Source organism: Cupriavidus sp. 05T42, from assembly GCF_056396345.1.
The window spans coordinates 35,927-60,560 of record NZ_JBFTLH010000020.1; the positions used below are offsets into that span (position 1 = coordinate 35,927).

General features: G+C 67.6%; 25 protein-coding genes. 19 read left to right on the top strand and 6 right to left on the bottom strand.

The window, feature by feature from the left end; genetic code table 11:
• Positions 1–20: 20 nt before the first annotated feature.
• A complete protein-coding gene (locus tag AC1EJR_RS22280) occupies positions 21–1,289 on the bottom strand; it encodes an MFS transporter (RefSeq protein WP_477147558.1) in 1,269 nt (422 codons plus the stop codon).
• 105 nt (positions 1,290–1,394) lie between these two features.
• On the opposite strand from AC1EJR_RS22280, the gene AC1EJR_RS22285 reads away from it, so the two are divergent.
• A complete protein-coding gene (locus AC1EJR_RS22285; RefSeq protein WP_092293475.1) occupies positions 1,395–2,327 on the top strand; it encodes a LysR substrate-binding domain-containing protein in 933 nt (310 codons plus the stop codon).
• Here AC1EJR_RS22285 and AC1EJR_RS22290 read toward each other — a convergent pair.
• Complete coding sequence (locus tag AC1EJR_RS22290) at positions 2,315–2,677, bottom strand: ElaB/YgaM/YqjD family protein (RefSeq protein ID WP_092293473.1); 363 nt, start codon at positions 2,675–2,677, stop codon at positions 2,315–2,317. The two genes, AC1EJR_RS22285 and AC1EJR_RS22290, sit on opposite strands and share 13 nt — an antisense overlap.
• Before the next feature lie 291 nt (positions 2,678–2,968).
• On the opposite strand from AC1EJR_RS22290, the gene AC1EJR_RS22295 reads away from it, so the two are divergent.
• Positions 2,969–3,409: a PRC-barrel domain-containing protein gene (locus AC1EJR_RS22295; RefSeq protein ID WP_092293471.1), complete on the top strand. Its 441-nt coding sequence runs from the start codon at positions 2,969–2,971 to the stop codon at positions 3,407–3,409.
• Between the two features lie 52 nt (positions 3,410–3,461).
• Here AC1EJR_RS22295 and AC1EJR_RS22300 read toward each other — a convergent pair whose 3' ends face one another.
• On the bottom strand, positions 3,462–3,683 hold the full coding sequence (locus AC1EJR_RS22300; RefSeq protein WP_477113728.1) for a hypothetical protein: 222 nt from the start codon (positions 3,681–3,683) through the stop codon (positions 3,462–3,464).
• Between the two features lie 132 nt (positions 3,684–3,815).
• Here AC1EJR_RS22300 and AC1EJR_RS22305 point away from each other — a divergent pair, with 132 nt between their 5' ends.
• From AC1EJR_RS22305 to AC1EJR_RS22320, 4 genes are all read left to right on the top strand, one after another.
• Positions 3,816–4,181: a hypothetical protein gene (locus tag AC1EJR_RS22305; RefSeq protein WP_092293461.1), complete on the top strand. Its 366-nt coding sequence runs from the start codon at positions 3,816–3,818 to the stop codon at positions 4,179–4,181.
• Between the two features lie 246 nt (positions 4,182–4,427).
• Entirely contained in the window at positions 4,428–6,644 is a 2,217-nt protein-coding gene (locus AC1EJR_RS22310; RefSeq protein WP_477147559.1) for a DUF6351 family protein, read from the top strand.
• Between the two features lie 207 nt (positions 6,645–6,851).
• Positions 6,852–7,862 (top strand): PAAR domain-containing protein, encoded by a 1,011-nt coding sequence (locus tag AC1EJR_RS22315; protein WP_477147560.1) that lies wholly within the window; start codon positions 6,852–6,854, stop codon positions 7,860–7,862.
• Between the two features lie 26 nt (positions 7,863–7,888).
• Positions 7,889–8,284, top strand: a complete 396-nt coding sequence (locus AC1EJR_RS22320) for a hypothetical protein (RefSeq protein WP_441593653.1) — start codon at positions 7,889–7,891, stop codon at positions 8,282–8,284.
• Here AC1EJR_RS22320 and AC1EJR_RS22325 read toward each other — a convergent pair.
• The gene (locus tag AC1EJR_RS22325) at positions 8,265–9,260 is read right to left on the bottom strand and encodes a Bug family tripartite tricarboxylate transporter substrate binding protein (protein ID WP_092293455.1); all 996 of its coding nucleotides are present in this window, start codon (positions 9,258–9,260) and stop codon (positions 8,265–8,267) included. The genes AC1EJR_RS22320 and AC1EJR_RS22325 overlap by 20 nt on opposite strands.
• Positions 9,261–9,419: 159 nt before the next feature.
• Complete coding sequence (locus AC1EJR_RS22330) at positions 9,420–10,514, bottom strand: porin (RefSeq protein ID WP_092293453.1); 1,095 nt, start codon at positions 10,512–10,514, stop codon at positions 9,420–9,422.
• Positions 10,515–11,011: 497 nt separating this feature from the next.
• On the opposite strand from AC1EJR_RS22330, the gene AC1EJR_RS22335 reads away from it, so the two are divergent.
• The 13 genes from AC1EJR_RS22335 to AC1EJR_RS22395 all read left to right on the top strand — a co-directional run bounded on the left by AC1EJR_RS22335 (position 11,012) and on the right by AC1EJR_RS22395 (position 24,000).
• Entirely contained in the window at positions 11,012–11,890 is an 879-nt protein-coding gene (locus AC1EJR_RS22335) for an alpha/beta fold hydrolase (RefSeq protein WP_441645290.1), read from the top strand.
• A 187-nt stretch (positions 11,891–12,077) separates the two neighbouring features.
• Positions 12,078–12,398, top strand: coding sequence for a recombinase-like helix-turn-helix domain-containing protein (locus AC1EJR_RS22340; RefSeq protein ID WP_092293449.1), 321 nt, complete (start codon positions 12,078–12,080; stop codon positions 12,396–12,398).
• A 25-nt stretch (positions 12,399–12,423) separates the two neighbouring features.
• On the top strand, positions 12,424–13,479 hold the full coding sequence (locus AC1EJR_RS22345; RefSeq protein ID WP_454758013.1) for an aromatic ring-hydroxylating dioxygenase subunit alpha: 1,056 nt from the start codon (positions 12,424–12,426) through the stop codon (positions 13,477–13,479).
• Complete coding sequence (locus AC1EJR_RS22350; protein WP_477108576.1) at positions 13,472–14,242, top strand: SDR family oxidoreductase; 771 nt, start codon at positions 13,472–13,474, stop codon at positions 14,240–14,242. Before AC1EJR_RS22345 ends, AC1EJR_RS22350 begins: the two co-directional genes overlap by 8 nt.
• 19 nt (positions 14,243–14,261) lie before the next feature.
• Complete coding sequence (locus AC1EJR_RS22355; protein ID WP_092293443.1) at positions 14,262–14,798, top strand: cupin domain-containing protein; 537 nt, start codon at positions 14,262–14,264, stop codon at positions 14,796–14,798.
• A gap of 35 nt (positions 14,799–14,833) precedes the next feature.
• Entirely contained in the window at positions 14,834–15,673 is an 840-nt protein-coding gene (locus AC1EJR_RS22360) for an IclR family transcriptional regulator (RefSeq protein ID WP_092293441.1), read from the top strand.
• 22 nt (positions 15,674–15,695) lie between these two features.
• The gene (locus tag AC1EJR_RS22365) at positions 15,696–16,499 is read left to right on the top strand and encodes an SDR family oxidoreductase (protein WP_092293439.1); all 804 of its coding nucleotides are present in this window, start codon (positions 15,696–15,698) and stop codon (positions 16,497–16,499) included.
• On the top strand, positions 16,492–18,225 hold the full coding sequence (locus AC1EJR_RS22370; protein ID WP_477147561.1) for a thiamine pyrophosphate-binding protein: 1,734 nt from the start codon (positions 16,492–16,494) through the stop codon (positions 18,223–18,225). Before AC1EJR_RS22365 ends, AC1EJR_RS22370 begins: the two co-directional genes overlap by 8 nt.
• Positions 18,226–18,244: 19 nt before the next feature.
• Positions 18,245–19,051: an aspartate dehydrogenase gene (locus AC1EJR_RS22375; protein ID WP_092293435.1), complete on the top strand. Its 807-nt coding sequence runs from the start codon at positions 18,245–18,247 to the stop codon at positions 19,049–19,051.
• Positions 19,052–19,063: 12 nt separating this feature from the next.
• Positions 19,064–20,539: an aldehyde dehydrogenase gene (locus AC1EJR_RS22380; protein ID WP_477147562.1), complete on the top strand. Its 1,476-nt coding sequence runs from the start codon at positions 19,064–19,066 to the stop codon at positions 20,537–20,539.
• A 34-nt stretch (positions 20,540–20,573) separates the two neighbouring features.
• A complete protein-coding gene (locus AC1EJR_RS22385; RefSeq protein WP_092293431.1) occupies positions 20,574–21,539 on the top strand; it encodes a VOC family protein in 966 nt (321 codons plus the stop codon).
• Positions 21,540–21,596: 57 nt separating this feature from the next.
• Entirely contained in the window at positions 21,597–22,553 is a 957-nt protein-coding gene (locus tag AC1EJR_RS22390) for a PDR/VanB family oxidoreductase (protein WP_477147563.1), read from the top strand.
• A 22-nt stretch (positions 22,554–22,575) separates the two neighbouring features.
• Positions 22,576–24,000: an MFS transporter gene (locus AC1EJR_RS22395; protein WP_177219894.1), complete on the top strand. Its 1,425-nt coding sequence runs from the start codon at positions 22,576–22,578 to the stop codon at positions 23,998–24,000.
• Positions 24,001–24,021: 21 nt separating this feature from the next.
• Here AC1EJR_RS22395 and AC1EJR_RS22400 read toward each other — a convergent pair whose 3' ends face one another.
• On the bottom strand, positions 24,022–24,543 hold the full coding sequence (locus AC1EJR_RS22400) for a MarR family winged helix-turn-helix transcriptional regulator (RefSeq protein ID WP_092293426.1): 522 nt from the start codon (positions 24,541–24,543) through the stop codon (positions 24,022–24,024).
• Between the last annotated feature and the right edge of the window lie 91 nt (positions 24,544–24,634).

The window sequence follows — 24,634 nt, forward strand, 5'->3', positions numbered from 1 at the left end:
CCCGGTCCCCCGGGGGCGATTCACATTCTGGGCTTCGTTCCCGGAAACAGCGGCCACGCCATCAGCGCGATCACAGCAGTGCCGGCCCAGACCACCGGCCATGAGGTGGCCGCGAGCCAGTGCGGCAGGGTTAGTGGCGTGAGGAAGAATCCGAGKAACACGGCGGTATTCGCCATGCCGAGCGCCGTGCCCGCGCGCTCGGCCCCGGCCATGGCCGCCAGCTCCGCATAAGCCACGCCGTGCCAGGCCGAGACGCAGATGCCGGCGAGGGCGATCATCGCCGGCAGCAGGGCCATCCACAGGCCGTGGGCGTTGCCGGCGCTGCCCTGGACGCAGGCCGCCAGCACCAGGAAGGCGGCCACCGACACCAGCGTGCAGCCGCGCAGATAGGCGCGACGGTTGCCACGGCGGTCGGTCCAGCGCCCGCTCCATACGCGCATGGCCATCGCGCCGCCCTGCACGGCGACCATGGTGGCGGTGATGACGCCGAGCCCGGCGTGCGCAAAGTCGTGCAGGAATATCGACGCGAACGTCAGCACCGCGAACTGCGGCATGCAGAGCAGGCCGATGGCCGCGACGATGCGCCAGATGCCCGGTTGCCGCAGGGGATTCGCCGTGGGAACCCGGCACGCCGGTGACGCCACGCAGCCTGCCGCCGGCGGCTCATGCAGCCATCGCCACGTCAGCCACGCCGACACGCCGCACAGCAGCGCTACCCATCCATAGACCCAKGTGAAGCCGACCGTCGAGGCGAGCCACGGCAGCGTGAGGGCGCCGATGCCACCGCCCAGCGGCACCGCCGTCTGCCGGATGCTCATGGCCAGCCCGCGTTCGCCTTCGCGGAACCAGCGCATCACGGCTCGGCCGCTCGCGCCATTGACACTCCCGCTCAACAGCCCGACGACCGCCATCGCACTCATCAGCCAGCCCAGCGGCGGCGCATGACCACCGGCCGGAGCGAGCCACAGCGCCATGACCAGCAGGGCGATGGCGGTGGAGGCGAGGCCGCCGAGCAGCACGGGGCGGTCGCCCCAGCGGTCCGCCGCCACGCCCCAGGGCAGTTCGGACAGGGCGACGCCGAAACCGAGCGCCCCGAGGGCGAGGCCCAGCTCGGCGTTGTCGAAGTGATACCCCGTCCGCAGCCAGACGGCGGTGGTGGGAATGCCGCTGGCGCCGGCCATCACGCTGGCATTGGCGGCGACGCCCACGCCGAGGACTTTCCAGCGGTGGCCTGCACCGAAGTGATGATTTGTCGACGCGGGCGCCGAGGCAAGGGTCTGGGATGACATGGCTGGTTTCCGATCGATGATTTGACCGGACCGAGTCTCTCACCCACAATTCATCCTGAATATCAGAAAATACTTCAGCAATCGTTCGACAAAACAGGATGATCGATGTCACGCACGAATTTCGACGTCGCCGCCTTGCGTAGCCTGCTGGCGGGGATGGAGTTGGGCAGCTTCGCACGGGCGGCGGATCGCGTCGGGCGCTCCACGTCCGCCATTAGCGCGCAGATCAAGAAGCTGGAGGAGCAGGCCGGCACGGCGCTGTTCCGCAAATCCGGACGCGGACTGGCGCTGACGGCGGCCGGCGAGGCCATGCTCGGCTACGCCCGGCGGCTGGTGGACCTGAATGACGAAGCCGCGGCGGCGGTGCGCGGCGTGGATCTGGCGGGCGGCATCCGACTGGGCTTGCAGGAGGAATTTGGCGAAGGGCTGCTGCCCGACGTGCTCGGCAGGTTCACCCGCGCGCACCCGAAGGTGCGCATCGAGGCGGTGGTGGCGCGCAATGCCGAACTGCTGGCGCGGATCGATACCGGGCGGCTGGACCTCGCGCTGATCTGGTCCGATGGCGGTCTGGGATCGCCCGATCCGGGCATCCCCGGCTACGCGCTGGGCCAGCGCGCAGTCGAGCCCATCGACGAACCGCCCATGTGCTGGGTCGGCTCCGCGACGGCGCCGATGATCTGGGAACCGGGCGAGCCGCTACCGCTGATCGCCTTCGACCGCCCATGCCAGTTCCACGCCGCAGCCACGGCTGCGCTGGATCGCGCCGGCATTCCATGGCGCCTGGCGTTCTCGAGCCCTAGCCTCGGCGGGCTGTGGGCCGCCGCMGCCGCGGGCCTGGGGCTGACCGTGCGTTCCCGCTACGGCCTGCCTGCCAACGTGCGCGCGGTGCCAGCCGGGGAGGCCGGCCTGCCCGGGCTGCCGTCGCTACCGCTGGTCATGCTGCGGGCGGCGCCGATCATGCCGCCCGAGGTGGAGCGGCTGGCGGACATCCTGCTGGCGTCGTTGCGGGAAGCGCGGGCGGCTAGTCAGTCGTCGTAGCGGTGCCGGCTCGGCCGGCAAAGCACCGCGCCCAGCAGCACGCCAATCCCGAGCGCCATGCCGATGGCGCGCATCGGCTGCTTGTTCACGTACTCGGTCACGCACTCCTGGCCTTGCTGCCAGTTGTGACTGACCGTCGACTTGATCGAGTCCAGCGCCTGCGAGCCGCGCTCCGCCTTGGAGAGAAACGTCTTCTTGGCGGCGTCGACGGCCTCGCCGGTCAGATTCGGCAACTGCGAGAGCAGATCGTCGAGATCCTTGGCCAGCTGGTTGGTGTCGGCGCGCAGGTTGGCTCGCGCGGCGGATGCATCGGCGCTCGAGTTCTGTGGATTGAGGTTGTTCGGATCCATGCGTGTCTCCTGTCAGGCAGTGCGAAGGTGCGGGGGAAGGTGCGGGAAAGTTGATGCAACACATGCCTGCGCAGGTTCCGTACCAGCACACGCGCCGCCACCCCACTTGTGCGGCGCGCTCTCTAATATAGAAACGCCGTGGCAAGTTACCGGTGCTTGTAATTTGTCCGCGACGGCAAAGGGTGCGCGACACGCCGCCCCGGACCGCTGCACGCGCCCGGCAAGGCGGGCGCTCCCTCGGCACGCTCGTTGCGGATCACGGGTCCCACACCCCCACGCAAGGAGTTGCAGATGAACACCGCTGATCCCACCCTCACTTCCGGCCAGGGCGCCGGCATCGTCGGCTCCGGCGTGGGCGAAGGCCCCGGCCCCGAGGTGATGGCCGCATCGAGCCTCGACGACACCAAGGTCTATTCGTCCGACGGCGAGCACGTCGGCGAAATCTCGGAAATCATGATCGATGTCCCCCGCGGCCGCGTGGCCTACGCCGTGCTGAGCACCGGCGGCTTCCTCGGCATCGGCGACACCCTCCACGCCATTCCCTGGAGTGCCCTGGTCATGGACACCGACGCCAAATGCTTCCGCCTCGGCCTGACCGCGGACCGCATCAAGGACGCCCCAGGCTTCAACAAGGACAGCTGGCCCGGCATGGCCGATCCGCAGTGGGCGACTACGATCCATGAGTACTACGGGCGGGATCCGTATTGGACTGGAGTGGGTGGGGCGCTTTGAGCTGAGCGTTTGCTGGCTGGATAGGCGGCGGCCGTTGCAACGACGGCCGCCGTTATTCTTCCCCCTTGTCCCGCAACACCTCCGCCAACTTCCCCCGCACCAGTCCCAGCAAACAGTAAGCGTTATACGAAGGCTCGGACGTCTCGCTTTGCTTCTCCAGCAATTCCAGCACCCCGTCGAGGCCGGCCAGCACGGCCTCGGCATTGGCCGCGCGGCTCGATGGACCGGTTGTCGTCCCGGCGGGCGAAGGCAGTTTAGATTCGGACATACGCATCTTAGATCTGGGAGGTGGGCTGTTCAGTCGGATCAGTCTTCCCCATCCCACCCCGCCAGTCCATGAGACGATTCGCATTCTGTGGATCCCGGCACCTATACTCGACGGGCGCCCCAGAAGACAAGGCAAGCTATGACCCTGCCACCGCCCGCCCAGCAAGACGCCGCGTCCACCCCGCCCAAACCTCCCACGCCGCAAGTCGTTCCTTCCGGATTCCGACAAGGCATCATCACGGCGATCACGGTCCTACTTGGCTTCTCCCTGGCGTTCTGGAAATTCTGGGGGCTCGAGACACCGGGGCGATGGGGCACGCTCGCTATTCTCGCCGCTGCGGCACTGCTGATCGCGGTGGCGCTGCAGATCGTGGCGCTGTTTCGCGCGCTGCGCATCGAGGATGACGCCGTCGATGAATATCGGCAGACGGTGCGCTGGTTTATCGGCTCGGCCGTGGCCTTGCTCGTGGGGTTGGCTGTCGCGATGGTCGACGCCGCGTTGTAAAAAACAGCGCACAAAACTTCAACCCGCGCAGGAATTCCACCCCGCACTGCATCACGTTTCTTGGTGTTCTTACACACCAGGCCTCAAGACAATGTGCCTCACATCACAGACGCGCGCAGTTCTTTCAAGCCATCGTTGCGAATTCGCACGCCCGTTGTAAAGCCCAAAACTGCCTCCTAAGCTGGCCTCAGGCAGCTGATCCATGACAGGGCTGTCTGGAACATTAAAAACATTAGGAGACTCCCCATGAAATCCATCAGGAGAATGCTCGGCGTTGCGCTCGCCGGCATTATGCTCATCGGCCTTTCGTCGTGCGGCGGAGGCGGGGATGATGACCCGGGCATCGCGCCCACCGTCCAGCTGCTTTCGTCGCAACCCGACTATGTGACCGGCGGCAATGCGCTGATCGACATTGGCGTGCCCACCACGGTGAACAACGATCGCCCCCTCAAGGTTTCGCTGAACGGCAATGACGTCAGCGCCCAATTCAAGACCAGCCCCACCGATTCCTCCCACCAGCAAGCCGTGCTGACCGGGCTCGTGAATGGCACGAACTCCGTCACGGCTAGCGTGGGCAAGGCTTCCAAGACCATCACGATGACCAACTACCCGATCACCGGTCCGGTGATTTCGGGGCCGTGGCAGACGCCGTTCATCTGCCAGACCAGCACGTTTGCGTTGCCGGATGGCTCCACGCTTGGCGCGCCGCTCGACGAGAACTGCAGCGTGGCTACGCGCGTGACCTATCTCTACCAGTCCACGCAGGGCGGGGCACTGAAGCCGATGACCGACACCAGGACACGCCCCGCAGACGTGGCGACGGTCACCACGCTCAGCGGCACCCAGGCGCCCTTCATCGTACGGGTGGAAACGGGCACCGTCGATCGCGGTATCTACCAGAACGCCGTCCTGCATGACCCGACGACGGAATCCGCGCCCACGCCGACTTCGCCGCCTAAAGCCTGGAACCGGCGCCTCATCGCCGTGGAAGGCTTCGGCTGCCCCGGCGGCTGGTATATCCAGGGCGGGGCGATTGGCAACATCCAGAGCGCCGGTTTCGACTTCAGCCTGTTGAACACGCAGCGGCTGGCCGAGGGCTATGCGACGTTCGCCAACACGCTCCAGCATGCGTCGAACAACTGCAACGCGGTGCTGGCCAGCGAGGCGGCGATGATGTMGAAGGAAGCCACGATCGAACGCTTCGGCGTGCCGGCGTTCACGGTGAGCGCGGGTTGCTCGGGCGGCTCCTATGGCAGCACGCAGCCGGCAGACCGCATCCCGGGACTGTTCGACGGCGTGCTCATCTCGTGCACCTTCCCCGACCCGCTGTCGATTGCTTTCGCCGGGTCTGATGGGCACCTGATCACGCACTACATCACGCTCTTCCCAACGGCGCTGACAGACGCGCAGATCGCGGCCGTAACCGGCTACAAGAGCCGCAAGGCCTTCGAGGACGCCGCCAACCAGGCTGGCCGGACCGATCCGGTGCCGGCGCGTGTGGACTACGCGGGCTACAACTCCGGCGTGTTCAACAGCGTGGTGCCGACGTCGGTGCGCTATGACCCGGTCAACAACAAGACCGGCGTGCGTCCCACGGTCTACGATGCCGCGAAAAACATCTACGGTGTCGACAAGGCCACCGGCTTCGCGCTCAGGCCCTACGACAACGTGGGCGTGCAGTACGGCCTCGCGGCGTTGAACACCGGGGCGATCACCACCACGCAGTTCCTGGACCTGAACGAGAAGGTTGGCGGCTATGACCAGGATGCCAACTACGTGACCAATCGCACCGCGGGCGACCCCGGCGCTATCCTGCGGGCGCAGCAGAGCGGCCTGCAGATCRGCACCAACGGCGGGCTGGCGAGCATCCCCGTGTTCGACGTGACGGGTATCTACAACGACKACTCGGGTTACCACTACCAGTACTTCCACTTCGCCCTGCGCGAGCGGATGGTGGCGGCGAACGGCGACAGCAACAACCACGTGATGTGGCGCGGCAATCCCGTGCCGGCCGATACGGCGTGGAACACCTTCATCCAGTGGGTGGCGGCGTACAAGGCCGATGTGACGACCACCGCGCAGAAGGACAAGGTGGTCACCCACAAGCCGGCCACGGCGGTGGACGGCTGCTGGAGCGACGCCGCGACGTTCGTCAACGAGAAGCAGACGCTGAGTGCCATCGGCAACACCACCTGCAACGGGCTGTTCCCCTCGTGGACGGCCTCGCGCATCGCGGCGGGCGGACCGGTGGCGGGCAACATCATCAAGTGCACGCTGAAGCCGATTGCGGCGTCTGACTACACGGTGATGTTCTCGGGCGCCGAGATGACGCGCCTGCAGGCCATCTTCCCCAGCGGCGTATGCGACTGGTCGAAGCCGGGCGTCAACCAGTCCGGCGTGGTCCCGAACGGCTCGTTCGGCCCATCGCCGGTGAACGTGGTGTTCGATATCACCAAGTCCTAGGAGCGGGTAGGCGTAACAGGGGCGGACCGGCCGCAGAGCCGGCTCCCGCCCCGCTTCATTTCCGAGCCGGTCAGAACCTTCCTATTCCCCTCCGGATCCCTCCGAAAGCGGCGGATCTCGCCGCATCCCTTCCTTGATTTGCGCCAAAGATTTCTTCCTCGAATGGAKCGAAGGTGCCAGCCATCGTCTCTATAAGGAGGAAGGATCATGCGGGATATACGCTACGCACTGTTGAACGGGAACGCCACCACGACAGGTGGCGTGCTGATCGCGCTCAACACGTACACGATTCACCACGGCGTCAATGTTGGCGTGGAAGGCGACCATGCGACCTGCCCGGCGTGCAAGGTCGGCGGGCCGGTGTACAACGACTGCGATCCAAGATACTCGCTGCATGGGAAGCAGATTMTGGTTTCGGGGGCGCGCGTGTTCTGCAAGTGCAAGGAGCACCCGCGCGTGCTGCCGTCGCAGCATATCTTTTCGATCGAAGTAGACCGGTCGCCAGAGCAGGAGGAGGAAGCCGCGGTAGCCGCCACGCCGAATCCCGGTGTAACGCACTTGGCTGCGGAAAAACCGTCGACGAAGGAATACCTTCTGCGGCCGCGCGGGACGTTGTACTGGGGCGGAGCTGGGCTCGACGGAGACTACGTGCGGCCGCAGCTGGAGGCGTTCCGGAAGGCGGGGATCGAGCACTGTTTCATGGGACTGACGAACTCGGCAAACCACGGGCTGAACGAGGACTACAAGGAGGCTGGACAAATCCTGGATGCCCTCCGGGCTGGTCTCGTCGTGCGCTATCGTGATGACAGTGAGTGGACGATCACGAAAGGCATGTCACCGGAGGCCCCGCAGTTCAACTTGATCGGATATAGCTACGGCTCCTTGCTAGCCGCGCAAACTGCCTGGTCCTATGCACGCGCAGGCCACGTGATCGACCATCTTGTCCTGATCGGATCCCCGATCGACGAGGATTTCCTATCCGATCTACAGACGCACCCCCGCATAGGCAAGGTTGTGACGATTGATCTGCGGGAGTTTGGGGATCCGATCTATGCCGGAATGTCCTGGGTCGAACTTGTTGCCATGGCGCCCATTCTTGGCAAACAGATGCTGGATGGAAAGGGAGAGGGACACTTCTATTACGCGCACGCCGTGAAAGACAGTCCACGTCGGTGGGAAGGCCTTGCGAAGCGTCTCGCATCGGAAGGCCTACGATGACGCCGGGATCAAGGTTGCTGCGCACCATGAACGTCATCGCGTGGCTTCTTGCCATCGTGGGCGTGGCCTACGTCGTGGCGCTGGTGCTGACCCCTTTCAAGCCCGGGGACCGCTATACCGGTCCGGCTGCGGCCTACCTTGCGATGGCCGCGCTGGCAGTCGCCGCATTGCTTATCGTGGGTCTGCTTGTCTTCTTCATCGCGCTCGTCCGGCGTCGCCCGCACAAATGGGCGATGCTCCGGGCGTTCGCAATTGGCATCGTTTGCGTCATGCTGGCGTTTGCGGTGTCCAGGGTATGGATCCATCACCAACTCCACCAGAAACAAAAAAACCCCGGCAGCAATGCCGGGGTGGCCAGTACTACCGGTGTTTTCGGCGCCGGCACCTTCAAGATTCAGACGTCTAATCGGCCTGGATATTGAATTCCTTCACGAGTTTGGTGTAGCGCGCGGTGTCCGCCGCAATCAGCTTCTGGAGCACGGCGGGCTCGCCGCCGACTGGTGTGACGGCGATGGTCGCCATCCTGGCGATGACGTCGGGCTGCTTGAGGATCTCGTTCACATGGCCGTTCAGCGTGCGGACGATTTCCGGCGGCAGATTCTTCGGGCCCAGCATCGCCTGCCACGCGCCAATCTCCACGTCCTTGTAGCCCAGCTCGCCCAGCGTCGGCACGTTCGGCGCGAAGGGGGAGCGCTTGGTGTCGGCCACGGCCAGCGGCACCAGGCTGCCGTTGCCGACGTACTGCGCCACGGCGCCGTAGGTGACGTAGGTCATCGGCACCTGCCCGCCCAGCACGTCGACGATGGCCGGCGCCGTGCCCCGGTACGGCACCTGCGCGATCTTCACGCTGGCCGACTTGTTGAACATCTCGCCCATGATGTGCATCGGCGAGCCATTGCCCGGCGTGGCGTACGTCTCCAGCTTGCCGGCCTTGGCGCGCGCCACGAGGTCGCTCATCTTGGTGATGCCGGTGGTCTTGGCCACCACCACGAACAGCGATTGCGTGCCGAGCTGCGCAATCGGCGTGAAGTCGTTCTGCACGTCGTAGGTGGCGCCGGTGCCGGACTTCAACACCAGCGGGGCGATCGACAACGTGTTGGGCGCCATCAGCAGCGTGTAGCCGTCGGCGGCGGCGCGCGCCACGTAGGCGCTGCCGATGGTGCCGGCGGCGCCGGTGCGGTTCTCCACCACTACCGATTGCTTCAGCCGCGCGCCGAGCTTGTCGGCCATCAGGCGGGCGAGCACGTCCACGTCGCCGCCGGCGGGGTAGGCCACCACGATGGTGATCGGCTTGTTGGGGTAGCCGCCCTGGGCCATCGCGGGCAGGGCGGCGAGCAGGGCAGCGGCGCCGAAGGCCGCACCCATGGCGGCGAGAACGTTGCGGCGGACAGTCTTCATGGTCGAAACACCTCTTGTCAGGGTTCGCGCCCGATGCGGGGGCATGGCGGCGCGAAGGAGTCGGGGAAACGGTGCTGTGCCGGATTTCCCATCGGGCTTGTGGCGAGCGGCGCGCAAGGCAGAGGACACGCTGCCCGGCGCCGCGTGCGTCCGCCGTTCTTAGAAGATGTGCTTGATGCCGAGCATGGCGCCAAACTGCTGGCCGCCCGGCTTCGTGTTGGCGCCGGCCTGCGCGCCGCTGACGGACAACGTCAGGTTGCCGTCGTTGTTGATAAAGCCGGCGGTCGCATACACGGCCGTGCGCTTGCTGAAGTTGTACATGCCGCGGATGGCGTACAGCATCGACTTGTTATCACTGCTGTTGTAGTTCAGATAGTAGACCTGGCCGGCCAGCGTGAACGCGGGCGTGATGTCGTATGCGGCGCCGATGTAGTACAGCGCCGAGATCGGCGTGGCGCTGCCCTGGTTCTCGCGGCGGATCACGCCGGCGCCGATCTTGGTGCGATCGAGCAACACGTAGCCAGCCAGCGAGGCGCGGTCGTCACGGAGGCTGCTGCTGGTCAGGCCGGCGAAGGCGCCCGGGCCACCGCGCTGCGAGTCATACGCGGCGGTAATGCCCCAGGTCTTCTGGTCCCAGCCGATCATGGCGGACCACTCGCGGCACTGCGACTTGTCGGCCGGATTCTCGCCGGCGCAGTTCGTGCCGGCCGGGCTCGGACCGGCGTTGGCCACGTCGCGGCCGAAGCTGTACGTGCCGCCCACGGTCAGGCCGCCGAAGGTGCCCTTGTACGCGATGGCGTTGTCGGCGCGGGTGTTCGGGATGTAGCTGTCCAGCGAACCGGAGCCGAACGCGTTCGGCCCGAGGATGTCCGGATCGAGCACGGCCCAGAACAGCATGGTGTACTGGCGGCCGAAGGAGACCTGGCCCCACTTGCCGCTCAGGCCGACCAGCGCCTGGCGCCCGAACAGGCGCCCGCCCTGGTTGGCGGTGCCGGAATCCGGCGCGAAGCCGGACTCCAGCACGAAGACGCTCTTCAGGCCGCCGCCGAGATCCTCGGTGCCGCGCAGGCCCCAGCGGGACGGCACGGTGCCGGTCAGCGTATTCATGCGGGCCACGCTGTTGCCGGCCGCGCCGACGTTGTTGACGAACTCGACGCCGGTGTCCACCACGCCATACAGTGTGACGGACGATTGCGCCGAGGCCAGCAGGGGCGCTGCGGCCAGCAGGCCTGCCGCGTACTTTCCGATCTTCATCTACCGTTTCCTTCTCTAGTTTTCGTGGGCTCGTCTGCGTTTCCGTCCGGCCGGGGCATGTTGGGGGACCGATCCGTCTTTGCGTTTCATTAGTAAAACAATGAACTACATAGGAAACGTTCAGCGAAATATAGACAGGAGAGCCTGCGGCGTAGATCAGGGGGAACCCTAGTGAGGCGACATGGCGACGCCGTGGCATGGCGCGGATACCACAAAGGCCTGGAATCGTTGTGGTGCGCGGCTTCCAGGGCAGCGCACCGCCTTTGCGAAAGTGGCCGGGCGGGCGAAGTCAGTCCTCGCTCGGCAAACCGAGGCAGCAAGCCGCTTTCGGGTGAAATCTGACGATGCCCCGTTGCGGGGCATGCCGAGGCCGTCCGGACTGCGCGTGGCGGCGGCGCTTCAGACGTGGATTTTTTCTACTTGTTTACCCTGATCCCACCCCTCCCGGAACCCGGCCTATAGTCGAGGAGTTTTATTTATAAATACAGGTTTCACATATGGAACAAAACGCGCCCCATCGAGCACTTGAACCGGGCGCCGACCTGCTGGCGGCGTTGGACAACCATTTCGCCGCGCGTACCGTGATGGTCGATGCGCAAGGCACACGCGTGTCCTGCCGCGTCGGTGGCGCGCATGGTCCGGTGATCGTGTTGCTGCACGGCATCAGTTCCGGCGCGGCATCCTGGCTGCCCTGCGCGAGCCTGCTCGCCGCCGGCGCGCGGGTGATTGCCTGGGATGCGCCAGGTTACGGCGATTCCACCCCATTGCCGATGCCCGCCCCCACGGCCCGCGACTACGCCGCGCGGCTCGAGCAACTGCTGGCCGCTCTCCAGGTCCGCCCGGACCTGATCGTCGGCCATTCGCTCGGCGCGCTGATGGCCGCCGGCTACGCCGCCCAGGCCGCGCCGGACATGCAACCGGCCAGCTTCCTTCTATTGAGTCCCGCACTCGGCTATGGCGCGCCGGGTAATGAGGCCAAGTCGCGCGAGGTCTCGGCCCAGCGCCTCGAAGCGCTCGACACCCTCGGCGTCGATGGTCTCGCCCAGCGCGGCCCCACCCGTCTGCTCAGCCCGGCTGCCACGCCCGATGCCCAAGCCTGGGTGCGCTGGAATATGCGCCGCCTGCATCCGGACGGCTACCGCCAGGCGGTCGCATTGCTCTGTGGCGATGACATCGATGAATACCTTGCCGATGCCTCCCGCCCCGTGGATGTCGGCTGCGGCGCGCAGGACGTGGTGACCACGCCCGCCGCCTCGTCCGCGCTGGCCGGGCGATGCCAGTTCCCGTTCCACCTGATCGCCGACGCCGGCCACGCCTGCTACATCGAGCAGCCCCGGGCCGTCGCCCAACGGATTCGCGCCACGCTGCACGATTAAGGCGAGGGTTTCAGCACTTCTCCGCCACGAACCGGCGCTTCACGGGGTTAACCCCAGTCAATTTTTGAAGCGTCGTTGTCTATAGTCGTACCTGTGTTCAATATTTAAACTAGTGTTTCATAGGTAAAACAAAGCGAGCCTGAGAACGCGAGCGCGGTTGAACCCGCCGTCCCCAACAAAGCCAGCCATGGAGCAAAGCGCAATGGAAAGCCTCTCGTACAACCCGAACCTGGTGCCGTGGGAGCGCCCCGCGCCGAACAACGTAGCGGGCAAGGGCCATATCGAGCAGCCGGGCAAGGTGGCCAACATCGTCTGGCAGACCCGTGCGGCGGCCCCCACCGCGTACGAGAACGCGCTCGCCGATGCGCTGGAGGCGGCCTTCGAGGGCGGCGCCAAGAACCCCGGCGACATCGTCCGCGCGCTCAACCGCACGAATTTCCTGGCCGCCGATGGCCAGCCGTGGACCGAGGAAGCCTTCCTCGCCGAAATGCGCCGCCTGGGCGCCTGACGCCGGAACCCCAGCGAGACAAGACATGGAATCGAACAAGCAAGCACGTGCCGAGGCGCGTCTGAACAGCGGCCTGCGCAACTACTGGTATCCGGTGGCGGCGTCGTGGCAGGTCACCCACGCGCCCATCGGCATCACCCGCCTGGGCCAGAACATCGTCGTGTGGCGTGATAACGCCGGCGCGCTGCACGCACTGGAAGACCGCTGCCCGCACCGTGGCGCGCGTCTGTCGATGGGCTGGAACCTCGGCGACCGCGTGGCCTGCTGGTACCACGGCGTGGAAGTGGGCGGCGACGGCCAGGTCAAGAGCGTGCCGGCCGTGGAGAGCTGCCCGCTGGAAGGCCGCACCTGCGTGCGCAGCTACCCGGTGCAGGAGCAGGCCGGCGCGATCTTCCTGTGGTTCGGCGACAGCGCCCCGGCCGAAGCCGATGCCCTGCGCCTGCCCGAGGAACTGGTCAGCGACGAACACACCAACTTCCTCTGCGTGGCCCACTGGGACTGCAACTACCGCTACGCGATCGACAACGTCATGGACCCGATGCACGGCGCCTACCTGCACGCCGTCTCGCACTCGATGGCCAGCGGCGAGAAGTCGGCCGTCATGCAGATCCGCGAGACCGAGAGCGGCCTGATCTTCGAGAAGACCGGCCAGCGCGGCGTGAACTTCGACTGGGTGGAATTCGGCGAGACCGGCACGCTGTGGCTGCGCCTGTCCATCCCCTACCGCGACAAGGTCGGCCCCGGCGGCCCGTTCGGCATCGTCGGCATGGCCACGCCGGTGGACGAGGATCACTGCCTGGTGTTCTTCTGGCGCACCCGCCACGTGCAGGGCTGGGAGCGMGACGTGTGGCGCTTCCTGTATCGCAACCGCCTGGAAGGGCTGCACTGGGACGTCCTCGAGCAAGACCGCGTGGTGCTGGAGTCGATGGCGCCGAACGCGCGCGACCACGAGATGCTGTACCAGCACGACGCCGGCATCACCCGCGTGCGCCGCTTGCTGAAGCGCCGCGCCGATGCCGAAGTGGCCAACGAACCGGTGGCGATGCTGCAACCGGCAGGCGGAGTCCCCAGCCATGCGTGACGCCGCAACCGCCAACCTGCTGGCAGGGCGCAAGGTGCTGGTCACCGGCGCCGCGCGCGGCCTCGGGCTGGCCTTCGCCACCGCGATTGCCGAAGCCGGCGGCGCCGTGGCGATGGCCGACATCCTCGCGGACCGCGTGCAGGAATCGGCCGCCGCCTTGCAGGCGCGCGGCTTCAACGTGGTGCCGCTGACGCTGGACCTGAACGACCCGGCCTCGGTGCAGGCCTGCGCCGCCGCCGCCGCAGAGGCCCTCGGCGGCCTCGACGGCCTGGTCAACAACGGCGCGGTCACCGATTCCGGCGGCCGGGACCTGACCGCGCTGGACGTGGCCACCTGGGACCGCGTGATGAACGTGAACGTGCGCGGCACCTGGCTGATGACCGCCGCCTGCACGCCCGCGCTGCGCGCCAGCGGCCGGGGCGCCGTGGTCAACCTGGCCTCGGACACCCCGCTGTGGGGCGCGCCCAACCTGCTGGCCTACGTGGCCAGCAAGAGCGCCATCATCGGCATGACCCGCTCGCTGGCCCGTGAACTGGGCGATGCGCAGGTCACGGTCAACGCCGTGGCGCCGGGCCTCACGCTGGTGGAAGCCACCGAATACGTGCCGCAGCACCGCCACGACCTGTACCGCAACCAGCGCGCGCTCCAGCGCGAGCAAGTCCCCGACGATGTCTGCGGCGCCGTGCTGTTCGCGCTGTCCGACCTCTCCCGCTTCGTCACCGGCCAGACCCTGGCCGTGAACGGCGGCTTTGTCATGCACTGAAACCAAGGAACCCGATCCAATGAGCGATATGTCCCAACAGGAAAACATCAAGCGTAGCTGGGAGCAACCTGCCGACGCCTCGTTCGACCAGTGGATGGAAAGCCGCGTGGCGCGCTTCTCCACCCGCCGGTACGACTGGGATGCCCTGAAGTTCCAGGCCGACTACGACCCGAAGTACCGCCGCGCCCAGATGCGCTACCTCGGTACGGGCGGCACCGGCGTGGCCGCGGACACCAACACGGTGCCGTCGGAGCATTTCACGTTCTCCACGATGATCATCCCGGCCGGCCACGAAGGCCCGTCGCACCTGCACACCGATGTGGAAGAGGTCTTCTTCATCCTGCGCGGCAAGATCAAGCTGGTCCTGGAGAAGGACGGCGAGCGCTTCGAGACCATCCTGACCGACCGCGACCTCGTGTCGGTGCCGCCGGGCGTGTACCGCGAGGAAATCAACATCGGCGACGAAGACGCGCTGATGTGCGTGATGCTCGGCGCCAAGAAGCCGATCACGCCGACGTACCCGCCCGAGCATCCGCTCACCCAGGTCAAGCGCTGAACCGCGCCGATCGTCGATCCATCCAGCCATCCGCCATGAGCACCCAACCACTGCCCGCCGAGATCCAGGACCGGTACATCGTGCCCGGCCTGGAGCGTGGCCTGCGCCTGCTGGCCGAGTTCAGCGCGCGTGACCGCGTGCTGTCGGCGGCCGACCTCGCGCGCCGGCTCGACGTGCCCCGCTCCACGGTGTTCCGCCTGCTGGCGACGCTGGAAGCCACGGGCTACGTGGAGCGTGCCGACGGCGGCCGCGAATACCGGCTGGGCCTGGCCGTGCTCCGGCTCGGCTTCGACTACCTGGCCTCGCTGGAGCTGACCGAACTGGGCGCGCCGCTGCTGAACAAGCTGCGCGATGAAATCGAGTACCCGTGCAACCTCGTGGTGCGCGATGGCCGCTCGGTGGTCTACGTCGCCAAGTCGGCGGCGTCGCGCCCGTTCGCCAGCAATGTCAACGTGGGCACGCGCCTGCCGGTGCATGCGACCGTGCTGGGGCGCGTGCTGCTGGAAGACCTCTCGCTGGCGCAGCTACGCGAGATCTATCCGGAGCCGCAGTTGCAGATCTACTCGGACAGCACGCCACGCACCGTGGACGCGCTGTTCGAGATGGTGCAGCAAGACCGCTCGCGCGGCTACGTGCTGCACGAAGGCTTCTTCGAAGCCAGCATCTCCACCATCGCCGCGCCGGTGCGCGACCGCACCGGCAAGGTCACCGCCGCGCTGGGCGCCACGATCCCGGCGTCGCGCATCGACCCGGAGCAGCTCGGGCTGATGGTGGAACGGGTGAGGGCGTCCGCGCGCGAGCTGTCGCGGCTGCTGGACTACCGGCCGCATCGCGCCAACGGGCACGGCAAGGTCGTGTCTTTACATCGGGAATGAGCAAAAGAGGGGAGTGAGGACGATGTCCATGATTCAACTCGACGGCAAAGTGGCCGTCGTGACCGGCGGGTCCTCCGGCATCGGGCTGGCGACCGTCGAACTGTTGCTGGAAGCCGGCGCCGCCGTGGCCATGTGCGGCCGTGACGAACGGCGCCTGCGCCAGGCCGAGGCCTCGCTGCGCGCGCGTTTCACCGGCTGCCGCCTCTACGCGGCCCAGTGCGACGTGCTGCAGGCTGCGCAGGTCAACGCCTTCGCCGCCGACGTGGCGCGCGAACTCGGCCCGGTGGACATGCTGGTCAACAACGCCGGCCAGGGCCGCGTGTCGACCTTCGCCAGCACCGAGGACGCCGCCTGGATGGAGGAGCTGCAACTGAAGTTCTTCTCCGTGATCCACCCGACCCGCGCCTTCCTGCCGCAACTCGAGCAGTCGGGGCAGGGCGCCGTGGTCTGCGTKAACTCGCTGCTGGCTACCCAGCCGGAGCCGCACATGGTCGCCACCTCGGCGGCGCGCGCCGGCGTGCACAACCTCGTGCGCTCGCTGGCCACCGAATTCGCGCCGCGCGGCGTGCGCGTGAACGGCATCCTGATCGGGCTCGTCGAGTCCGGCCAGTGGCGCCGCCGCTTCGACGCGCGCCCGGAGGAAGACCGCCACCTGGACTGGACCGCGTGGACCGCGCGTCTGGCCCGCCAGAAGAACATCCAACTGGGCCGTCTCGGCCTGCCGCAGGAAGCCGCGCGCGCCATCCTGTTCCTTGCCTCGCCGTTGTCTTCGTACACCACGGGCAGCCACATCGATATTTCCGGAGGACTCTCCCGTCATGCGTAACGAACAACAACAAGTCACCGTGGGCTGCGCCATCGCGGCCTTCCTCGAACAGTGCGGCGTCAAGGCTGCCTTCGGCGTGATTTCGATCCACAACATGCCCATCCTCGACGCGATGGGCGAGCGCGGCAAGATCCGCTTCGTGCCGGCGCGCGGCGAAGCGGGCGGCACCAATATGGCCGATGCCTACGCCCGCACCACGGGTGGCCTGGGCGTGTGCCTGACCAGCACGGGCACGGCGGCGGGCAATGCCGCCGGCGCGATGGTCGAGGCCCTGACGGCCGGCACGCCGATGCTCCACATCACCGGCCAGATCGAAACGCCGTACCTGGACCAGAGCCTCGCCTATATCCACGAGGCCCCGGACCAGCTCACCATGCTGAAGGCCGTGTCGAAGKCCGCCTTCCGCATCCGCAGCGCCGACACCGCGCTCTCGACCATCAAGCTGGCCGTGCAGACCGCGCTGACGGCGCCGACCGGCCCGGTCAGCGTGGAAATCCCCATCGACATCCAGGCCGCGCTGATCCCTATGCCGGCCGACCTGCAACCGCTGCCGGTGCCGCAGCACCAGCCCTCGGCCCATGCGCTCGACGCGCTGGCCGACCAACTCGCCAAGGCCCGCCGGCCGATGCTGTGGCTCGGCGGCGGCGCGCGCCACGCCAGCCAGCAGGTCAAGCGCCTGCTGGACATGGGGTTTGGCGTGGTCACCTCCACGCAGGGTCGCGGCATCGTGGCGGAGGACGATCCGCGCTCGCTGGGCGCCTACAACCTCCACAAGCCCATCGAAACCTTCTACCAGACGTGCGATGCGATGCTGGTGGTCGGCTCGCGCCTGCGCGGCAATGAAACCCTGAAGTACGAGCTGAAGCTGCCGCGCCCGCTGCTGCGTATCGACGCCGATCCGGCCTCGGAAGGTCGCTGCTACCAGAGCGACCACTTCGTCAGCGGCGACGCCGCCCTGGCGCTGGATGGCCTCGCCGATCGGCTTGAAGGCCGCCTGAAAGTGGACGCCAGTTTCGCCGCCGACCTGCGCCGTGCCCACGACGTGGCCGTGGGCGCGCTGGTGGACGGCCTCGGCCCGTACAGCGCGCTGGTGCAGGCGCTCCAGCAGGCGGTGGGCCGCAACTTCAACTGGGTGCGCGACGTCACGGTGTCCAACAGCACCTGGGGCAACCGTCACCTGCAGATTTTCGATTCCCGCGCCGGCGTGCACGCGCTCGGCGGCGGTATCGGCCAGGGCCTGGCCATGGGCATCGGCGCCGCCATCGGCGCGGCGGCCACGGCTTCGGGCAAGAAGACCTTCACGCTGGCCGGCGATGGCGGGTTCATCCTGAACCTGGGCGAACTCGCCACGGCGGTGCAGGAGCGTGCCGACATGGTCATCGTGCTGATGAACGACAAGGGCTACGGCGTGATCAAGAACATCCAGGACGCGCAGTACGGCGGTCGCCGCCACTACGTGGACCTGCACACGCCGGACTACGCCCAGCTCTCGAAGTCGCTCGCGCTGCGTCACCGCCGTGTGAGCAACCTCGCCGACATCGGCGCGGCGCTGGAAGAGGCCACGGTCGAGCCGGGCCCGTTCCTGCTGGAAATCGACATGCTGTCCATCGGCAGCTTCAAGACCGTGTTCGCCGGCCCGCCGGTCAACAAGCAGCAGCCGATTGCAAGCCCGACTTCCAGCCCCGTATCGACCCCGGCGGCAGCAGCCGCTGCGGCGGCGGCTTAAGCCAACCAGGAGAACGCCCATGCTGCATGTGTCCATGGTGGGTTGCGGGGCGATTGGCCGCGGCGTGCTGGAACTGCTGAAGTCGGATCCGGATGTCGTGTTCGACGTCGTGATCGTGCCGGCGGGCACGATGGACGCGGCACGCGGCGCGCTGTCGGCGCTGGCGCCCAATGTGCGCGTGGCCACCGGGCTGGCCGATGGCGACCGTCGCCCGGACCTGCTCGTGGAGTGCGCGGGCCATCGCGCGCTGGAGGAACATATCGTGCCGGCGCTGGAGCGTGGCATTCCGTGCATGGTGGTGTCAGTCGGCGCGCTGTCCGAGCCGGGCATGGCCGAGCGCCTGGAGGCGGCAGCCCGCCGTGGCAACACGCAGGTGCAGCTCCTGTCGGGCGCCATCGGCGCCATCGACGCGCTGGCTGCCGCCCGCGTGGGCGGTCTGGACGAAGTCATCTACACCGGCCGCAAGCCGGCCCGCGCCTGGGCCGGCACGCCGGCGGCCGACCTGTTCGACCTCGACGCCCTGACCGAAGCCACGGTGATCTTCGAAGGCACCGCGCGCGACGCCGCGCGGCTCTATCCGAAGAACGCCAACGTGGCCGCCACGGTCTCGCTGGCCGGGCTCGGCCTGGACCGCACGTCGGTCAAGCTGCTGGCCGACCCGCACGCGGAGGAAAACGTCCACCACGTGGAAGCACGCGGCGCGTTTGGCGGCTTCGAGCTGACCATGCGCGGCAAGCCGCTCGCGGCCAATCCCAAGACGTCCGCGCTGACCGTGTTCAGCGTGGTGCGCGCCCTCGGCAACCGCGCCCACGCGGTGTCGATCTGAAGTGAATCTGACATGAGCACACAACAAGTCCTCCCGATCTGCATCGCCGGCGCCTGGCGCCTGGGTTCGGGCGACCGCTACGCCACGCGCTACCCCGCCACCGGCGAAGTCGTGGCCGAACTGAACGCGGCCAGCCTGGCCGATGTGGAAGAAGCCGTGCAGGGCGCCCATCGCGCCTTCCTGACCAGCGGCTGGGCGCAGCGCAAGCCGCATGAGCGCGCCGCCGTGCTGTACCGCGTGGCCGAGATGATCCGCGCGCGCGCCGAGCCGCTGGCCCAGCGCCAGCGCCTGGACAATGGCAAGCCGATCAGCGAGACGCGTGCGCTCGTCGCCAGCGCCGCCGGCACGTTCCAGTTCTTCGCCGCCGCCTGCGAAACCATGGAGGAATCCATCACGCCGCAGCGGGGGGACTGCCTGACCATGAGCGTCTACGAGCCGATGGGCGTGGTGGCCGCCATCACGCCGTGGAATTCGCCGATTGCCAGCGAGGCACAGAAGATGGCGCCCGCGCTGGCCGCCGGCAACGCCGTGGTGGTCAAGCCGGCCGAGGTAACGCCGCTGATGGCGCTGKAACTGGCCGCGATCTGCGAGGAAGCTGGCGTGCCCCGGGGCCTGATCAGCGTGCTGCCGGGCAAGGGCTCGGTGATCGGCGACGCCATCACCAAGCATCCGCTGGTGCGCCGCGTGTCGTTCACGGGCGGCACCACCACGGGCAAGCACATCGCCCACATCGCCGCGGACAAGATGATGCCGGTGTCGCTGGAACTGGGCGGCAAGTCGCCGACCATGATTTTCGACGACGCCGACCTGGACCACGCGGTGAACGGCGTGCTGTACGGCATCTTCAGTTCGTCGGGCGAATCGTGCATCGCCGGCTCGCGCCTGTTCGTGGCACGCGCGCAGTACGAGCCGTTCATGGACCGTCTGGCCGCCGCCGCCGCCAGGCTGCGCGTGGGCGATCCGGCCGACGAACGCACCCAGATGGGCCCGCTGATCACCGACCGGCACCGCGACAGTATCGAGTCCTACGTGGCGATGGGCGTGGAAGACGGCGGCCAGCTGCGCACGGGCGGCATGCGCCCGGACGTGGCGGGGCTGGCCAACGGCTACTTCTACATGCCGACCATCATCGAAGGGCTCGATAACCACGCGCGCATCTGCCAGGAGGAGATCTTCGGGCCGGTGCTGGTGGCGATGCCGTTCGACGACGAGGACGACCTGATCGCCCAGGCCAACGACAGCATCTACGCCCTGGCCGCCGGCATCTGGACGCGCGACTACAAGCGCGCCTGGCGGGTGGCACGATCCGTGCAAGCCGGGAACGTGTGGATCAACACCTACAAGCAGTTCTCGATCTCGACGCCGTTCGGCGGCTGGCGGGACAGCGGCCTGGGCCGCGAGAAGGGACGACTGGGCATCCTGCAATACATGGAACAGAAGGCCGTGTACTGGGGCCTGAACGAACAACCGCTGCCGTGGGCCAACTGAGCCCGGGTATCAACCGGCAGGACGGAGAAGCAAGATGAAGGTATTGGGAATCGACGAAATCACCTACGGCGCCGACGACTTCGACGCGTGCCGAGGCTTCTTCAGCGACTGGGGCCTCACGGTCAAGCGCGACGACGCCGAGGCGCTGGACTTCGAAACGCTGAACGGCTGCCGCGTGCTGGTGCGCAAGATCGCCGATCCGGCGCTGGCGCCGGCCATCGAGGACGGCCCCACGCTGCGCGAGGTGGTGTGGGGCGTGGCGGACCAGGCGTCGCTGGAGGCGATTGCCGACGCCATCGGCGCCGAGCCGACCTTCGTGCGCCAGCAGGACGGCGCGCGCGTGGGCTGCACCGACCCGAACGGGCTGGCCGTGCGCTTCCAGGTCTCGCGCAAGCGCGAGGTGGAGGTGGAATGCGCGGTGATGAACACGTGGAACGAAAAGCCGCGCCTGAACCAGCGCAGCCCGGTCTACGAGCGCGCCGCGCCGATCGAGGTGGGCCACGTGGTGTTCTTCGTCACGGACGTGAAGGCCACCGAGCGCTTCTATGTGGAGAAGTTCGGCTTCGTGCAGTCGGACAACTATCCGGAGCGCGGCGCCTTCCTGCGCTGCGCGGCCGAGGGCGGCCACCACGACCTGTTCCTGCTGCAGCTGCCGCAGCCCAAGCGCGGCCTGAACCACGTCGCCTTCACGGTGCGGGACATCCACGAGGTCTTCGGCGGCGGCATGCACATGTCCCGCACGGGCTGGGACACCCAGCTCGGCCCGGGCCGCCACCCGATCTCGTCCGCCTACTTCTGGTACTTCAAGAATCCGGCCGGCGGCCTGATCGAGTACTACGCCGACGAGGACCAGCTCGACGCCCACTGGGAGCCGCGCGCGTTCGAGCCGGGCCCGACCGTGTTCGCCGAATGGGCCATCGAGGGTGGCATCGACGGCAATACGCGCCGGCAGAAGAACGCCGGCGGCCCGCAGGGCAAGTTCCTCACGGAAAAGCGTTGAATCGGTGTTGAAGTCGCTGTTGCCTCTGGCGAGGCAAGCATTGAGAAGGAAGCAGTCATGAGTGCCAGTCAATCCCTGACGATGCGCGTGCAGGCCATGCGGTTCGAGGCGCGCGGTGTGGTCAGCATCGAGCTGCGCGACCCCAGCGGCGCCACCTTGCCCGAGTTCAGCCCGGGCGCGCATATCGACCTCCACCTGGCCAACGGCCTGGTGCGCAGCTATTCGCTGTGCGGTGCGCCCGAGGCGCGCGACCGCTACACCGTGGGCGTGCTGCAGGACCGCAACAGCCGGGGCGGCTCGCGCTTCGTGCACGAGCAGCTGCGCGTGGGCAGCACGCTCACCGTGKCGACGCCGCGCAACCACTTCGCGCTGGACGAGGACGCCGCGCACACGGTGCTGGTGGCCGGCGGCATTGGCGTCACGCCCATCGTCTGCATGGCGCGCCGGCTGGCCGAGCTTGGCCGGGCGTTCACGCTGGTGTACTGCGCCCGTTCGCGGGAGGAGGCGGCCTTCGTCGACACCCTGTCGGCCTATGGCGACGCCGTGCGCTTCCATTTCGATGACGAGCAGGGCGCGCCGCCGGACCTCCAGGCGATGCTGGCCGGGCAGGAGGCCGGCACGCACTTCTACTGCTGCGGCCCCGGCCCGATGCTCAACGCCTTCGAGGCGGCCTGCGCGGCCCACGGCTACGCCAACGTCCACATCGAGCGCTTTGCCGCCGACCCGGCCACCGAGGCGGTGCAGGAGGGCGAGTACAGCGTCACGCTGCAACGCACGGGCGCCAACGTGCGCGTGCCGTCCGGCAAGTCGCTGCTCGATGCCCTGCTGGAAGCCGGCGTGGCAATGGAGTACAGCTGCCGGGAAGGCGTGTGCGGCTCGTGCGAGACCGCCGTGCTCGACGGCTGCCCTGACCACCGCGACAGCGTGCTCAGCAACAGCGAGCGCGCCGCCAACAACACCATGATGGTGTGCGTATCCGGATGCAAGGGCCAGCGGCTCGTGCTGGATCTCTGAGCCGCCGAGGAAACCCCCACCGATGTATATCGATAGCGTAGACGGCGCGGCATCAGCCAGCGCCACGGCCCCCGCACACCCCCAGGCCAACCCCCGCGCCGTTACGCGCGGCCAGATCATCGCCCGTATCGAGCGGATGCCCGGCAACGCGATGCATATCCGCGCCMGGCTGCTGATCGGCCTCGCCACCTTCTTCGACGGCTTCGACGTGATCGCCATCGCGGCCACGCTGCCGCTGCTGATCGCCAACTGGTCGCTCACGCCGGGCCAGATCGGCTTCCTGATCGCGGCGCCCTCGGTGGGCCAGCTGGTCGGCGCGCTGCTGTTCCCGGCGCTGGCCGAGCGCTTTGGCCGGCTGCGTTCGGTGGGCTGGAGCGCGGGCATCATCGGCCTGATGAGCATTGCCTGCGGCTTCGCGCCGTCGTTCGAGATTTTCGCGCTGCTGCGCATCATCCAGGGGCTGGGGCTGGGCGGCGAACTGCCGGTGGCGGCCACCTATATCAACGAGGTCACCCGCGCGCATGGCCGGGGCCGCTTCGTGCTGCTGTACGAGGTGGTGTTCCCGATCGGGCTGATGGTGTCCAACGCGATGGGCGCCTTCCTGGTGCCGCGCTACGGCTGGGAGGTGATGTACTTCCTGGGCGGGGTGCCGATCGTGCTGTTCTTCGTGCTGCGCAAGCTGATTCCCGAGTCGCCGCGCTGGCTGGCGGAGAAGGGCCGGCTGGGCGAGGCCGACGCGGCGCTGAGCGCCTTCGAGGCCCGCGCCAAGCAGCCGCTACCACCAGTGGGCGATACCTCGGCGTTCGACGCCATGGCGGCCCGCCACCCGCGCCGCCGCGTGCGCGACCTCGTCGGCCGCGTCTATATCGGCCGCACGCTGGCTGTGTGGATGCTGTGGGCGACCTGCGGTTTCATCCAGTACGGGCTGTCGACGTGGCTGCCCACGGTCTACAAGACCGTCTACCACGCGCCGCTGCAACTGGCGCTGAACCTCGCGGCGGGCGCCTCGGTGCTGGGCGTGGTCGGGTCGCTGATCTGCGCGATGGTGGTGGACAAGGTGGGCCGCAAGCCGGTGATCAATGTGTCCTTCGTGCTGTGCGCGGTGTCGCTGGTGCTGGCGGGCGTGTTCCACGCCTCCACGGTCTACGTGGTGGCCACGTTCTGCGCGCTGGCGATGGGCTTCCTGGCCTGCGGCTTCATCACGGCCTATGTCTACACGCCGGAGCTGTACCCCACCAGCATCCGCGCCATGGGCTGCGGGCTGGGCGGCGCGTGGCTCAAGATCTCGGCGATCTTCGCCCCGGGGCTGATCGCCAGCACCATCGGCAGCGGCAACCTGAGCCTGGCGTTCTACGGGCTGGCTGTGGTGCCGCTAGTGGCCGCCGTGACGGTGTTCTTCCTCGGCATCGAGACCAAGGGTCAGGTGCTGGAGGCGCTGGAGGCCTAGCCTCGGCAACGCTGAAGGGGGTCAGTCGCGGCCGGCGCCGGTGCAGATGCCGTGCAGCTTGCGCAGGCCCGTGTACAGCCCGTGGCGCTCCTCGGGCGTCAGCAGGCGGATCACCGATGCCTGCCCGCGCTGCGCCAGCGGAATCACCTGCGCATGGAGCGCCTCGCCAGCGGGCGTGATGCGGCAGATCAGGCGCCGGCGCGGCGTGCTGCCTTCCGACTCCAGTGTGACGAGCCCCCGGTCCTCCAGCAGCCGCAGGGTGCGGCTGACCAGCGCCTTGTCCGAGGTGGACTGCTTGACCATCTCCGCGAAGGACAGCTCCTTGCCATGCGCCAGCAGCGCCAGCATGCGCCATTCCGGCACGGTCAGTTCGAACTGCGTGGCGTACGGCTCGGTCACGCTGCTGCGCAGCGCCGTCACTAGCTGGCTCAACATCGTCGTCAGGAAGTCGTTGACGGTCAGTCCTGTGCCCGCCTCGTCGAGTTGGGACCAGGGATCTGCGGCCGGAGTGGCTTGTTCGTGTGCGGAGGTGGGGCTGGACATGGCGAAGTGGAAGGCGGGAAAGGATGCCGCGGAATGTCGCGGGATGCCGCAAGACGGCCGGAAACCGGCGGCGATTGTCTCACAGCTGGCG